Source organism: Maridesulfovibrio bastinii DSM 16055 (genome assembly GCF_000429985.1).
Taxonomy (GTDB): domain Bacteria; phylum Desulfobacterota; class Desulfovibrionia; order Desulfovibrionales; family Desulfovibrionaceae; genus Maridesulfovibrio; species Maridesulfovibrio bastinii.
On the sequence record NZ_AUCX01000013.1, the window covers coordinates 99945 to 114406 of the forward strand.

At 39.8% G+C, this 14462-nt stretch carries 14 protein-coding genes; 10 read left to right on the forward strand and 4 right to left on the reverse strand.

The annotated features are described in order from the left end of the window. Both G496_RS0107095 and G496_RS0107100 read left to right on the forward strand, forming a co-directional pair. The gene (locus tag G496_RS0107095; RefSeq protein ID WP_156900612.1) at positions 1–870 is read left to right on the forward strand and encodes a CheR family methyltransferase; all 870 of its coding nucleotides are present in this window, start codon (positions 1–3) and stop codon (positions 868–870) included. Positions 871–875: 5 nt separating this feature from the next. Next, positions 876–1946 (forward strand): protein-glutamate methylesterase/protein-glutamine glutaminase, encoded by a 1071-nt coding sequence (locus G496_RS0107100; protein ID WP_027178678.1) that lies wholly within the window; start codon positions 876–878, stop codon positions 1944–1946. Positions 1947–2030: 84 nt separating this feature from the next. On the opposite strand, the gene G496_RS0107105 is transcribed toward G496_RS0107100, so the two are convergent. Together G496_RS0107105 and crcB are read right to left on the reverse strand one after the other, a co-directional pair. Then, positions 2031–2375, reverse strand: coding sequence for a DUF190 domain-containing protein (locus G496_RS0107105; RefSeq protein ID WP_027178679.1), 345 nt, complete (start codon positions 2373–2375; stop codon positions 2031–2033). Between the two features lie 60 nt (positions 2376–2435). After that, complete coding sequence (gene crcB, locus G496_RS0107110; protein WP_027178680.1) at positions 2436–2816, reverse strand: fluoride efflux transporter CrcB; 381 nt, start codon at positions 2814–2816, stop codon at positions 2436–2438. A 75-nt stretch (positions 2817–2891) separates the two neighbouring features. Between crcB and G496_RS0107115 the strand changes: the two genes are divergently transcribed. The 4 genes from G496_RS0107115 to aat all read left to right on the forward strand — a co-directional run bounded on the left by G496_RS0107115 (position 2892) and on the right by aat (position 7161). Then, a complete protein-coding gene (locus tag G496_RS0107115; protein WP_027178681.1) occupies positions 2892–3479 on the forward strand; it encodes a class IV adenylate cyclase in 588 nt (195 codons plus the stop codon). Between the two features lie 124 nt (positions 3480–3603). Beyond that, positions 3604–3912: an ATP-dependent Clp protease adapter ClpS gene (clpS, locus tag G496_RS0107120; protein WP_027178682.1), complete on the forward strand. Its 309-nt coding sequence runs from the start codon at positions 3604–3606 to the stop codon at positions 3910–3912. A 6-nt stretch (positions 3913–3918) separates the two neighbouring features. Then, positions 3919–6219 carry an ATP-dependent Clp protease ATP-binding subunit ClpA gene (clpA, locus tag G496_RS19075; RefSeq protein ID WP_034632655.1) on the forward strand — a complete coding sequence of 767 codons (2301 nt, stop codon included), beginning with the start codon at positions 3919–3921 and terminating at the stop codon, positions 6217–6219. A gap of 219 nt (positions 6220–6438) precedes the next feature. After that, a complete protein-coding gene (aat, locus tag G496_RS0107130) occupies positions 6439–7161 on the forward strand; it encodes a leucyl/phenylalanyl-tRNA--protein transferase (RefSeq protein ID WP_027178683.1) in 723 nt (240 codons plus the stop codon). Positions 7162–7200: 39 nt separating this feature from the next. On the opposite strand, the gene G496_RS0107135 is transcribed toward aat, so the two are convergent. Further along, a complete protein-coding gene (locus G496_RS0107135; RefSeq protein WP_027178684.1) occupies positions 7201–7689 on the reverse strand; it encodes a hypothetical protein in 489 nt (162 codons plus the stop codon). A gap of 117 nt (positions 7690–7806) precedes the next feature. On the opposite strand from G496_RS0107135, the gene uvrB reads away from it, so the two are divergent. From uvrB to dapB, 4 genes are all read left to right on the forward strand, one after another. Continuing rightward, positions 7807–9813, forward strand: coding sequence for an excinuclease ABC subunit UvrB (gene uvrB, locus G496_RS0107140; RefSeq protein WP_027178685.1), 2007 nt, complete (start codon positions 7807–7809; stop codon positions 9811–9813). Between the two features lie 3 nt (positions 9814–9816). Next, entirely contained in the window at positions 9817–10854 is a 1038-nt protein-coding gene (locus G496_RS0107145; RefSeq protein WP_027178686.1) for a potassium channel family protein, read from the forward strand. A 50-nt stretch (positions 10855–10904) separates the two neighbouring features. Further along, positions 10905–12713, forward strand: a complete 1809-nt coding sequence (locus G496_RS0107150; protein WP_245577879.1) for a helix-hairpin-helix domain-containing protein — start codon at positions 10905–10907, stop codon at positions 12711–12713. Positions 12714–12790: 77 nt separating this feature from the next. Then, positions 12791–13567, forward strand: coding sequence for a 4-hydroxy-tetrahydrodipicolinate reductase (dapB, locus tag G496_RS0107155; RefSeq protein ID WP_027178688.1), 777 nt, complete (start codon positions 12791–12793; stop codon positions 13565–13567). 83 nt (positions 13568–13650) lie between these two features. On the opposite strand, the gene G496_RS0107160 is transcribed toward dapB, so the two are convergent. Next, positions 13651–13998: an Hpt domain-containing protein gene (locus tag G496_RS0107160; RefSeq protein ID WP_027178689.1), complete on the reverse strand. Its 348-nt coding sequence runs from the start codon at positions 13996–13998 to the stop codon at positions 13651–13653. Positions 13999–14462 lie beyond the last annotated feature (464 nt).

Genomic DNA, 14462 nt, shown 5'->3' on the forward strand with positions numbered 1-14462 from the left:
ATGAATCATAATAAGTTTGAAAAAACTGAAGATCATACAGGTATTACTCATAATCCCAAATTGGGAGATAAAGAATTTGAAAAGTTCAGTGAGTTTATAAAGCGTGAATTCGGTATTAAAATGCCACCTTCCAAGAAGACAATGCTTGAAGCAAGGCTCCAGAAAAGATTACGCGCTTTGTGTATGAGTAACCACAGTGAGTATTGTAAATTTTTATTCAGCCCTGAAGGTCTGGACTCTGAAATAACTCATTTAATTGATGTTGTTACGACTAATACTACAGATTTTTTCCGTGAGCCAAAGCATTTTGAACTTCTTTTGAGTCAGATTTTACCGGATCTCTTTCAAAGGAATAAAAAGAGCTTGAAAATATGGTCAGCCGGGTGTTCAAGTGGTGAAGAGCCGTATACTCTGGCCATGGTTTTAAGTGAATTTGCCGGCAAGAATAGTTCGTTTGATTTCTCTATTCTGGCAACTGATATTTCAACAGAAATACTCCAGAAAGCTAAAAGAGCCATATACCCCATGAGTAAGGTGGATATAATTCCTATGGCTCTTAAAAAAAAGTATTTACTTAAAAGTAAGGACCATACGAAGAATCTGGTTAGAATTGCTCCGGAATTGAGAAAAAAGGTTGAGTTTAAGCGTCTAAATTTTATGGAGCCTTTCCCTTTTAAGGATATTAAAGATATTATATTCTGCCGTAATGTGGTAATATATTTTGACAGGCCCACGCAGCATCGTTTGTTTAATGAATTTTGTCTGCGACTGGCTCCTGGTGGTTTTTTATTTATCGGGCATTCTGAAAGTATTTCCGGAATGGGACTTCCGGTCAGGCAAGTTGCCCCTACTGTTTATCAAAGGATTTGAAATAGATGAAAAAGAAGATTCAAGTTCTTGTAGTGGATGATTCTGCTCTTGTTCGTCAGGCTTTGCTTAATCTTTTTGAAACAGACCCTGATATTGAAGTCATTGGAACAGCTTCCGACCCTTTTGCGGCAGCAAAAATTATGGAGAAGAAAGTTCCTGATGTTATTACCCTCGATATTGAAATGCCGAGGATGGACGGGCTTACTTTTTTAAGAAAACTTATGAGCCAGCATCCTGTGCCGGTTGTAATCTGTTCTACACTCACAGAAGCCGGTTCTGAAACTTTCATGAAAGCCTTAGAGTTCGGTGCTGTTGAAGTTATTACCAAACCTAAAGTTGGAACGAGAGAATTCTTTGAGGAGTCACGCATAAGGGTTTGTGATGTTGTAAAAGCAGCAGCTCAAGTGAGGCCTAAAAAATTAGGTTCCAGACCCATAGATATAAAGCCCAAGCTGAATGCTGATGCGGTTATTCCGAGTGGAAAGAGTTTTAATTTAAAAACTACTGAAAAAATAGTTCTGGTTGGTGCTTCTACTGGAGGGACTGAGGCTTTGAAAGTATTTTTGGAGTCTTTACCTCTTGATTGTCCGGGTATTGTTATTGTTCAACATATGCCGGAGCATTTTACGGCTGCTTTTTCAAAAAGATTGAACTCAATCTGCCGTATTACCATCAAGGAAGCTGAAAATAATGATACTGTTCTTAGAGGACAGGCTTTAATTGCACCCGGAAACAGTCATATGCTCCTTAAACGTAGTGGGGCACGGTATTATGTCGAAGTTAAAGGTGGACCGCTTGTAAGCAGGCACCGCCCTTCAGTGGATGTTCTATTCAGATCTGGCGCAAGGTACGCTGGTGGGAATGCTGTCGGCGTAATCATGACGGGTATGGGTGACGACGGAGCAAAGGGAATGAAGGAAATGAAGGATAACGGAGCATATTGTATTGCTCAGGATGAAGCTACATCGGTAGTTTTTGGCATGCCACAAGAAGCTATAAAACATGGTGGCGTGGATAAGGTTATGCCATTACAGAATATTGCTGGAGAAGTTGTAAGATTCTGTTCAGTACGCTAGATAAGTAAAAAACGCCGTTCTTTAAAAATAGAACGGCGTTTTTGTTAATTATTTTAGATGAATTTATGATGATCTATGAATGGTTTATTTGTGGCCTTCATTGTGTCTGTAAAAAACGACTTCAACTTTTTCAATTGTAACAAGACCTTCCTTCATAGTTCTGTCCAGAAATTTTTTGAAAGCATTAATTTTTTCTGAAACATCAACAAGTTCAATTATAATAGGGAGATCTTCAGACAATCTTAGAATCTTGGTTGTGTGGACCCGGCTGTTTGCCCCGAAACCCATTGCTCCACGTTTTACCGTAGCTCCTGCAAGTCCTTGTTTTCTTGCTTCTTCAACAATAACTTCATGTAATGGTCTGTGATCTATCCTATCGTCTTCACCAGTATAAACTGTCAATCTCAGTGCTGATTCTGGAAGATTCATTAGTACCTCCTGTTTATTAAAATTGTGTAATAATGTAGTGTCTTGAAATGTTGATTAAATTTAGGAAAAAGCGAGTCTGCCGAGGGCAAGTCCAAGCATGATACACATAAATCCTAGAGCTGTCTGTCCACCCATATTTAGCGCAGCAAGGGTCCATTGCCCATTCTTGACCAGATTCACACTTTCGAACATATATGTTGAAAAGGTTGTAAAAGCCCCCATGAATCCTGTTAAAAGCATAAGCCGTAGTTCGGCTGTCATACCGATTCTGTTTTCAAAAAAACTTGTTACAAAGCCGAATAAAAAACATCCGGCCATGTTTACAGTAAATGTTCCTATCGGGAAGGAACTTCCGACTAACCGTTGCGCAAAGCCTGCAACAAAATATCTGCACATTGTTCCGGCAGCCCCTCCGGCTGCTATATAGAGGTATTTAATCATTTTCTATGAACTCCATTTAATCTTGATACCTTATATAGGTGTTCATAGCATTCAAGTCCACGGGAGAAAAGCACATTGGCTCTGGAAGTTGAACTTAAGTTTATTGATGTTGACCACGAATCTCTTAAAGAAAATCTTAAATCTGTTTCAGCAGAATTTCTCAGCGCGCATTTTGAAAAGAATATTGTATTGGATGATCCCGGAAGGACTCTTTATAAGCGATCAGCTCTTTTAAGGATTAGAGAAGCCGGTAAAACCGTTATGACAGTCAAACGTATACCGTGTTTAATGCCTGAATCAGGTAAGGCAAAAGTTTATGAAGAGTATCAAAGTGAAATTTCCAGTCTTGATGAAATGATCTCCTGCCTTGCCGTATTAGGCTATTATCCTGTTTTCAGATATGAGAAGTTTCGTGAAAAATGGCAGTATGATAACTGTATTATTTGTGTTGATACTCTGCCGTTTGGTTATTTTGTCGAGATTGAAGGTAATGAAGATGATATAATCAGATGCGCCGATGCTCTTGATTTGGACATCAGTACATCAAGTAAGAAAACTTACCATGAACTGAATAGAGAATACCGTGCTCAAAATGGGTATGCTGCTGATGAAAATTTTGTTTTTTCAGATGAACAGCGCTTGCTCTTGCCTATGGGAACATAAAGCATTAGTCTTAGAAAGGCTTGAAAAATGTAGGTTTAATGGTTTTATGATCTCGACAGAGTCACTATTCGTTCTTATTGTTTTGGTGGAACTTGAATAATCAATATTTTTGGTGATACTTTATATGTCTAATTTTTCAGAACAATTTGAATCAGATGTCCTTTTCGAGGACGAAGTGAAGGAACCCAGAAAGTTCAGGGTAATACTTCACAATGATGATTACACATCGATGGAATTTGTAGTTGCTGTCCTTATTAAAGTTTTCAGAAAGACGGAGGAACAGGCCACTGAAATAATGCTCAAGGTTCACAACGACGGTTATGGTGTCTGTGGTATTTATACCGCTGAAGTTGCCGAAACCAAAGTAGAGATTGTGCACCAGCTGGCAAAGCAGGCCGGATTTCCTCTCAAATGTTCGATAGAAGAGGTTTGATGCAATATGCTGAGTAAAGCCCTTGAACAAGCTCTTAATATCGCTGTTAGCGATGTAAGGGAAAAAAACTACGAGTTTCTGACTCTTGAACATCTTTTATATGCGTTTGCTAAAGGTGATTCAGGTGCGGACATACTTTCATCATGCGGAGCTGAAGTTTCAAAGCTTATCAGCCAGCTTGAAAAATTTTTTGATGACAACCTTGAACCATTGCCTGAAGGGGTTGAAACTGAAGTTGTTCAGACTTTAGGAGTAAGGAGAGTCCTTCAGAAAGCCGTCTGGCAGAAAAGAGCCGCTGGAAAAGATGTTGTTGAAATCGGCGATGTCATTGCGGCAATGTTTGAGGAAGAAGATTCTTACGCTGTTTATTTTTTAAAAGTTCATGGCGTTACAAGATTGGATATTCTTGAATATATATCACATGTTTCCAGTGGTGATGATAACTGGGATGAAGGGTTGAATATAAGTCCTTCACCACAGCGTCAGATTGATCCCGGTTCTGGCGGTGGTCCTGAGAAAAATCAAAAAAAATCGGTTCTAGAAGAATTTGCAACAAATCTTACAGCTAAGGCTAAAGACGGTAAAATTGATCCGCTTATCGGTCGTGATAGCGAAATAGAGCGGACATTACAGGTCCTTTCACGCAGGCGCAAAAATAATCCGATTTTTGTAGGCGATCCCGGAGTTGGTAAAACTGCTATGGCTGAGGGATTGGCTAGGCAGATTGTTTCGGGTGAAGTCCCGGAAGCTTTTGCGGATACACAGGTTTTTGCGCTTGATATGGGTGCACTGCTCGCCGGAACAAAATACCGCGGAGACTTTGAGTCACGCCTGAAGGGCGTTCTGGCGGAGATTAAAAATATTCCCGGTGCGGTTCTCTTTGTTGATGAAATTCATACTATCGTCGGGGCTGGTGCAGTCAGCGGCGGTTCAATGGATGCTTCAAATATTTTGAAACCATTTCTGGCCTCTGGTGAGGTAAGGTGTATCGGAGCCACGACTTATGAAGAGTATAAAAATCATTTTGAAAAAGATCGGGCTCTCTCACGCAGATTTCAAAAAATAGACATATCCGAACCAAGCGTAGATGAGACAATAGACATCCTTAAGGGCTTAAAGCCATATTATGAAGAGCACCATCATGTGGTTTATTCTCCGTCATCTTTAAAGGCTGCAGCTGAACTTGCAGACAGACATATCAATGAACGTTTTCTGCCTGATAAGGCTATTGATGTCATTGATGAAGCAGGTGCTTTTTACAATCTAAGTCAGAAAAAACGCAAAAATTCCAGAATAATGATCAGCGATGTTGAGAAGGTTATTGCTAAAATGGCAAGAATTCCTGAACGTCGTATAACTGTTTCAGACAGGGCAAGATTGCAGGATTTAAATGCTACACTTAAATCTGTTGTCTTCGGTCAGGATGAAGCTGTTGATCAGATTACGAAAGCAATACTCCGCTCTAGAGCGGGGATGAAACAGATAGGAAGACCAACCGGAGCTTTTCTGCTTGCCGGGCCGACTGGAGTTGGTAAAACTGAATTAGCAAGACAGTTGGCAGCTTCAATGGGAATCAGCTTTCTGCGTTTTGATATGAGTGAATATATGGAAAAGCATGCTGTTTCCAGATTGATCGGAGCTCCTCCGGGATATGTAGGTTTTGATCAGGGAGGTCTGCTGACAGAAGGCGTCCGCAAGAATCCCCATTGTGTAATCCTTTTTGATGAAATAGAAAAAGCTCATCCTGATGTTTTTAACATTCTGCTTCAGGTAATGGATTATGCGACACTTACTGATAATAATGGTAGAAAAGCAGACTTTAGAAATGTCGTTCTTTTGATGACCTCAAATGCCGGAGCCAGAGAGCTTACCAAGAGCGGTATAGGTTTTGGTGCCAGTGTTAATGGTGCTGAAGACAAAGGTCGCAGTATGAAAGCCGTTGAGAGAATATTCAGTCCTGAATTTAGAAACAGGCTTGATGCTATTGTCTCATTTAATTCACTCGGCAGTAATGTCATGGAAATGATAGTTGATAAGTTTATTGATGAACTTAACCAGCAGCTTGATGAACAAAAAGTTTCAGTCAAACTTGATTCTTCAGCTAGATCGTGGCTTGCTGAAAAAGGGCATGATGCCGCCTACGGGGCCAGACCTATGGCAAGGTTGATTCAAACAAGCATTAAGGATGCCATTGCTGACGAATTACTTTTTGGAAAACTGGTAAAAGGTGGAACTGTCAAAGTCGGTACTAAAAAGTCTTCGGAAGGAATTAAGGAATTAGAATTTAAATTCTCCCAGAAGAGATAAAAAATATCAAAGATAAGGCCCGGGTATGAATTTTCTGCCCGGGCTTTTAATTTATTGCATCTGCTTAGTTAGCCCATCTTACTGGCAGCAATAAGTTTTAATTGAATCTGATACCACAGTGTTAAATATATTTGATATTTTTTAAACTTTCTTGAATAAAATATTAAATTTCAGTATGTTTTATAGTAGTTTGATTTAATATTCGGAGTTTTTAAAGCAATGGTTATTTATCGTTTAATTAAAGAACCTGTTTTTCCTCATCCAGAAGAGTCGGAGCCTGACGGTTTATTAGCTGTAGGAGGGGATTTGTCCCCGGAAAGATTGTTGACAGCTTATTCAACTGGAATTTTCCCATGGTATGATGATCAGTCTCCTATATTATGGTGGTCTCTGGACCCAAGGCTTGTTCTTTTCCCTGATGATCTGCATGTCTCCAAAAAATTGAAGCGTAAAATCCGTAATTCCTGTTACCGGGTAACGCTTGATGAAAATTTTGAAAAGGTCATAGATAACTGTGCTGGAAAAAGTCGCCCTGGGCAGAATGGAACATGGATCATTCCTGAAATGAAAGAAGCCTATATCAAGCTATTCAGGCTTGGTTTTGCACATAGCATAGAAGTTTGGGATGGGAATGAGCTTGCAGGTGGACTGTACGGTGTTTCATTGGGACGCTTTTTTTCAGGTGAATCAATGTTTTTTTTAAAACCGGATGCATCTAAATTTGGTTTTTCTTACCTCGTCCACTTTTTAATTAACAGAGATTTTGATTTTATCGACTGTCAGCAGCCCACAGATCACCTAAAAAGTCTTGGAGCTGTGGAGGTAAAACGCGATAAATTTTTAAGAATGCTGAAAGTCTCTCAGGAACATCCGACTATGCGGGGGAAATGGGAATTTGTAGCGGGAGAATATGAGCTTATCACGCAGGAATTATCTAAATAAAAAATGGTCCCGGATGTTCTCCGGGACCTTCATTTATGTTTATTTGTCTGACGTTTCTACAAGCGGTTTGTGAACACCTAGATTATACATGCCCCTCAAAGCGAAAGGAAGATCGAAGTGGGGGACTTTTTCAAATTTTATGAGACCTATATCTTTTCCTTCGGTTATTCCGGACAATGGAGGAAGACCTGATGGAATAGGAAATTCCATTGGTGTTGATGTGATTCTGGATAATCTTGATGAATAATGCTCCATCAGGTATTTTATTACAGTATCACGTTCTTCCTTTGTAAATGATTCCAGTATAATCTGCTTATCTTTATCTGGATTTATTTTAACGTCTTCCATTATTGGAGGACCAAACAATTGTTTTGTATCAATTGTTTCAGACTCGGAGTCAGACCATTCAGGCCGGAAAAGATGAACTTCAACATCTCTTCTTCCTTTAAAACTTTTAACGGTCATAGATACGGCGTATCCTCTGTTAATAGGAGTATCGCCATCAATTATATCTAGTATAGGCTTCATCAGTAACCTCTTTATAAAGAATGAACCAGTTAGTAGAATATATATGTGAAATTATTATCATAGGTAACTTTTTTTTAAATATCTATCAAGGATTGAACACAAATTACGGTAAATCAAATGGCAGAAAAATTTGAACTTGTCAGTGACTACGAGTTAAAGGGAGACCAGCCAGAGGCAGTGAGTCAGCTTGTGGCCAATATAAGTCAGGGTGTAAAAGATCAGGTCCTCCTTGGGGCTACTGGAACAGGAAAAACGTTTACCATTGCCAATGTTATAAGCAGACTTAATCGTCCTGCCCTTATAATGGCTCCTAATAAAACACTTGCAGCTCAACTTTTTAACGAGTTTAAAACTCTGTTTCCGCATAATGCTGTTGAGTATTTTGTAAGTTATTATGATTACTACCAGCCGGAAGCGTATCTGCCTCATTCTGACACATATATTGAGAAAGATTCTTCTATTAATGATAATATTGATAAATTACGTCACTCTGCGACTCATGCACTTTTGACTCGCAGAGATGTTATAATTGTCGCATCTGTTTCATGTATTTACGGACTTGGATCTCCTGATTTTTATGCCAAGATGATTATACCTATCGAAGAGGGGCAGGAAATCTCAATGGAACATCTCATGGACAGGCTTGTAGAGATTCAATATGAGCGCAATGACTATGATTTTCATCGTGGAACGTTCAGAGTCCGCGGAGATGTTCTGGAATTGATTCCAGCCTATCACCGGGAAAAAGCCTTAAGGATAGAGTTTTTTGGAGATGAGGTTGATTCTATTCTGGAAACAGATCCATTAACAGGTGAAGTTGTAGGGAGAACTAAAAAAACTGTAATATACCCCGGAAGTCACTTTGTTTCTGACAGAGATAACCTGAAGAGGGCTATGGAGGATATAAGAATAGAGCTTGGTGAAAGGCTTCGCGAATTCAAAGCAGAAAATAAACTGGTCGAGGCCCAGCGCATTGAGCAGCGCACAATGCATGATTTGGAGATGATAGAAGAAATTGGATATTGTAATGGGATAGAGAATTATTCACGTCACCTTGACGGTAGAAAAGAAGGTGAACCTCCGGGAACTTTACTGCATTATTTCCCGGAAGATTTTCTGCTTTTTATGGATGAATCGCATATTGCGGTCCCACAGGTTGGCGGTATGTTTAACGGTGACCGTTCAAGAAAGACTACACTTGTTAATTTTGGGTTTCGACTGCCGTCGGCTCTTGATAACCGTCCGCTTAATTTTGAAGAGTTTCAGGAGTGTATTGATCAGGCTGTCTATGTATCTGCTACTCCCGGACCATGGGAAATGGAGCAGTCTCAGGGTATCATAGCGGAGCAGATTATTCGTCCTACAGGCCTGCTTGATCCTGAAGTAGAAGTCAGGGAAGTAAAAGGGCAGATGGATAATCTTCTTGCAGAATGCAAATTGCGCGAAAAGAAAAAAGAAAGGGTGTTGGTCACAACCCTGACGAAGCGAATGGCTGAAGATTTGACTGACTATTTTAATGAAATGGGAGTGAAATCTAAATATCTGCATTCTGATATTGATACCATGGAGCGCATGTCAATAATTCAGGAGCTTAGAAAAGGTGATTTTTCTGTCTTAATAGGGATTAACCTCTTGCGTGAAGGACTCGATATTCCGGAAGTTTCCCTTGTGGCTATCCTTGATGCCGATAAAGAAGGATTTTTGCGGTCAACTCGTTCATTAATACAGACTTTCGGGCGTGCAGCTAGAAACTCTGAAGGACGGGTTATCTTGTACGGTGATAAAGTAACCGATTCCATGAGACGTGCAATGGATGAAACAGCTCGAAGGCGCGAAAAGCAGATCGAATTTAATAAAGAGCACGGCATCATCCCGAAAACCATTACAAAATCTCTGGATAATGTGTTAGGAACATTGTATTCAGATGAATGGAATAATGAGGAGATAAGCATTGCTGCGGATGAAGTTTCTGCATACGGAAATGATCCTAAAAAGCTGGAAAAACATATAAGACAGCTTGAGAGAGACATGAGGGAAGCAGCTAAAGAACTGGAGTTCGAAAAAGCTGCCGGAATCAGAGACAACATCGTCAGATTGAGAGAAAAACTGTTAAGTCTGGGATAGCCTATGAGCAAAAACTCCCTGTTTTCACGTTATATACGTTTAAGACGCCGTTTTGGAGCATTCTGGAGTGTTCTGGCCGGTTTTGTTTTCATTTGTCTTGTCTTTATAAGTGGAATAGCGGGGTATATGTGGGTTGAAGGCTGGAACCTGCTGAACAGCTTCTATATGGTCGTTATTACTCTTTCGACTGTAGGCTTTATGGAGGTTCTCCCCCTGTCAGATAACGGCAGGCTTTTAACCTCTTTACTTATTCTTGGCGGAGTAGGCGGATTTGCATATCTTATCGGGGCTTTTTCGCAGCTTGTGGTTGAAGGAAGGTTGCAGGAGTTTTTAGGGAGACGCAGAATGCAGAAAACAATTGGAAAATTGAGAGATCATTTTATTGTCTGCGGGTATGGAAGAATCGGTGCTATTGTTGCTAAGGAAATATCTGAAAGTGATAATGACGTTGTTGTAATAGAAAGTAATCCTGAAATTATTTCACAGCTTGAAGCCAAAGGTATTTTTTGCGTTGAAGGTGATGCAACAAAGGACAGTGTTCTTAAAAGTGCCGGCCTTGATTATGCAAGATCACTAATTGCTGCCTTGTCAGAGGAAGCTGCTAATGTTTACGTTACACTGACAGCTCGGCAGCTTAACGCGGATCTTACAATTGTTGCCAGAGCAAATGATTCATCGCACATTTCAAGATTGGAATTTGCCGGGGCGGATCGAGTCGTTCTTCCGCACACAATTGGTGGAGTTCGTATGGCGCAGTCAGTATTACGCCCGGCGGTAACGAACTTTTTGGAAATTGCAATGCAGGGAAAGATTGATCTTCAGCTGGAAGAATTATTTGTCACACCTTCATCGGAATTTATTGGGCTTGACCTTGCTGAATCGCAGATAAGACCTAGATTTAATCTAATTATTATCGCTATTAAGAAAAATAATGGAGAAATGGTTTTCAATCCCGGCCCAAATGAAATAATCGAATCCGGTGATACCTTGCTTACGGTTGGAAAAACAAGTGATCTTTCCAACATTAAAGAGAGTCTTTAACCCCAATACAATTTAGAATAGTGACAGATAACACCAGTAGAATACAAGATTTGGTTGCGAAACTTACCCGGCACAATGAAGACTATCGCCGGGGTATGCCGACAATCAGTGATGCTAGATACGATGAGCTTACAGAGGAATTACGGTCATTAGATCCGGAAAATGTTTTTTTAACCAAGGTCGAGCCGGAATCATTCGGGACTAAAAGAGAAGTTCGGCACCCTGTTCCGATGCTCTCAACAGAAAAAGCTTATAAAGAAAGTGATCTTAAAAGATTTGTTGAACGGGTTGAAAAAGAAGCCAGCAGTAATAAAATAAGAAATATAATGTTTAGAGTTACTCCTAAACTCGATGGACTTGCTGCAAGGGATGATGGAAATATCTTTGCTACCAGAGGTAATGGGGAAGTTGGTTATGAAATTTCAAGCGCCTTTGGTAAGGGTTTAATTCCAATAGGTGGCAGAGGGCAGGGCCTTGGAGAAATAGTCTGTAAAAAAAGTTATTTTGAAGAGCATCTTTCAGGCAACTTTGAGCATCCTAGAAATATGGTTGTCGGCATTGTTACTTCTGACAATGTAAATGTGCTTGCAAGACAGGCTTTGCAGGATGAAGCTGTTGTTTTTGTCCCATATTCTCAACTCCCTGAAAAAGTTGTCGATGGAAAAACACTTGTTTCTGAAATGTGGTCAATTACAGATGAACTTGAATCACTAACAGATTATCCCCTTGATGGTATGGTTGCCGAGGTCCTGAATGAAGAGCTTCGCCAGATCATGGGGGCCACAGCTCATCATTATCGTTGGCAGATAGCTATTAAACGTAAAGGTGAGTCAGCAATAACTGTAGTTGAGGATATTCGCTGGCAGGTTGGCAGACTTGGTACAGTTACTCCCGTTATGGAGGTTAAACCGGTCACTGTTTCCGGTGCGACTATAAGTAACGTCACCGCTCACAATGCAGGCATGCTCCGTAACCAATCCATCGGCAGAGGCGCTGAAGTAAGGATTATCCGTTCTGGCGAAGTTATTCCTAAGCTCGAAGAAGTGGTAGTTCCTGCGGATAAAGTTGAATTACCTTCAACCTGTCCTTCGTGTGGAGCTATTCTTTTCTGGCAGAATGATTTCCTTAAATGTCCTGATTATGAGTGCCCTGCAAGAATTGAACAGAGAATAGAGTATTGGTTTAAAACTCTTGGTAATGCTGACTGGTTTGGTAAAAAAACTATCGAGAAACTGGTTGGCAGTGGATATAAAAGTTTAGAATCTATTTATGAAATGGGAGAAGATGACTTTCGGTCTTTAGGGTTTGGTCCGGTTCAATCTTCAAATCTGGCAGAAGCTATTTATATAAGTAGAACCAAAGAGACTGATGATTGGAGATTCCTTGCAGCTCTTGGTATACCCGATCTTGGCAAGGCAGATAGCCGCAAGCTTCTTTCATATTTTCCTATTGAAGATGTAATTAAAATTTCAAGCGATGATTTGGCTGCTATCCACGGATTTGGTGAAATTACCAGCCAGTCAGTCGTCGCTGGAATCGAGCAGATAGCCCTCACAATTCAACATATGCTTGATTTGGGTTTTAACCTTAGAAGGACTCCTCTTATAAGCGAAAGAGAGCAATTGGATAGTCCTGTTAAAGGTAAGGGAATCGTTTTCACGGGTAAGATGGAACATGGAAATAGGGAAGAAATGCAGTCCATGGCCAGATCACTCGGGGCAAATGTTCAAACTTCGGTAACTGGAAAAACAGATATGCTTGTCTGTGGGTTAAAAGTTGGACAGAAAAAAATTGATTCCGCAAAATCTAAAGGCATTCATATTATGAGTGAGAAGGAATACTTAGACCTTCTGAAATAATGAATTTGTATTATCGGCTGTCTTCACGGATGATCAGGCAGTCTGAGAAAGCTTACAGTTAAAAGCAGGAGAAACTTATGACTGATGTAGTTATTATAGGTGCTAAAGGCCGGATGGGAGCAACTCTTGTCCGTTTGACACAGGAAAGTGAGGAATTGAATCTTGCAGCAGTGATGGAGAGATCCGGATGTGAGGATGGTCTTGATTCTTTAGGATGTGTGTGCGGTACAGATGCGAAAGAAGTTCTGACAAGGGTTCCGGGAGCGGTCATTGTGGACTTTACATCACCGCAGGCAACTTTAAATTTATTGGATACCGCAGCTATTACAGGAAATCCTGTAGTTATTGGTACAACCGGGTTTACTCCTGAACAAATCGAGAAAATTAAAGAGTATGCCTGTAAGATACCTGTTTTCATGGCTCCCAACATGAGTGTTGGTATCAATGTGTTACTTAAAATGCTTCCGCAATTAGTCCAAATGCTTGGTCCTGCTTATGATCTGGAAATGACGGAAATTCATCATAATAAAAAGGTTGATGCTCCCAGTGGAACGGCTTTGAAACTGGCTGAATGTTTGGCTCAGGCCAGAGGTCTGGTCTATGACGAAGTCAAGAAGCATGGCCGTGACGGAATTGTTGGTGCCCGCACTAAGGATGAAATAGGTGTGATGGCTGTTCGTGGTGGAGATGTTGTAGGTGATCATACCGTATATTTTCTCGGACCCGGTGAGCGCATTGAAGTTACCCATAGAGCGCATACCAGAGAAACATTTGCGCAGGGAGCTCTAAGAGCTGCAGGATGGCTTTCAGCTTGCAAACCCGGAAAAATATATTCAATGAGTGATATGTTTTAATAATTTGAATTAAAATATAAAAACCGGACATTAGCTAATGTCCGGTTTTTATATTTAATGAGTAAGTTGGAAGAAATATAATTTTATTCTTCCAGAAATTTTTTCATAAATTGGTAGAGATGCTCCATTTCCTCTTCAAGTTCTTTCAGATTTGCTTCAATTACAACTGCGTCATTTTTCAAAGCACTTTTTTCAAGTTTCAAGCATGATTCTCTTACCCGGTCTGCTCCCATTGTAGCTGAGGCGCCTTTGAGAGAATGGGCCAGATATTTAAGTTCTTTGAAATTATTGCTTTTAAAAGCTTCTTTTATTTTTATAACTCGCGCAGGTTCATCCCTAATAAAGACTTCAAAAAGGCGTTTGGTGAAATCTTTCTTAGTGGAAGCCATGGATTCAAGCCAGTTTTGATTGATCGGTTCTATTTTATTCATGCGCTAATAAGTGGCTGGAGTTTGCTTGGTGTGTTGTCTTAGCTGATCTAAACTGTACGACTACGCTTTTAAGTAAAATGTTAAATAGTTAAGGAAGAACTTATACTACTGACAGGATATATAATCTACTATTTTGAATGTTGATTTTTGGGGGCTATGTTCAGCGTTTTCAAAAACAGCTCTTTACTGTAATTATCGGAATTTGTTGTATTAAAACATAGTTGGATAAAATTTCTATTAAGTTAGCATAAAAATGGAATTATTACTAACTTATTGAATCAAATCAAAGTTACAGTGGAAACAGTAATTAGTTATCTAAATTAATGTAATATTTCTCAAACAAAGATGATTTTTTAAGGATATGAGCTGCGGCAGATAGCCAATAATACTTAGGGAACGATTTAAAATTATTAATTATTGTTTCTTGTTAATTGTCTCCTAAGCGATTTGATATTTTAATTTTA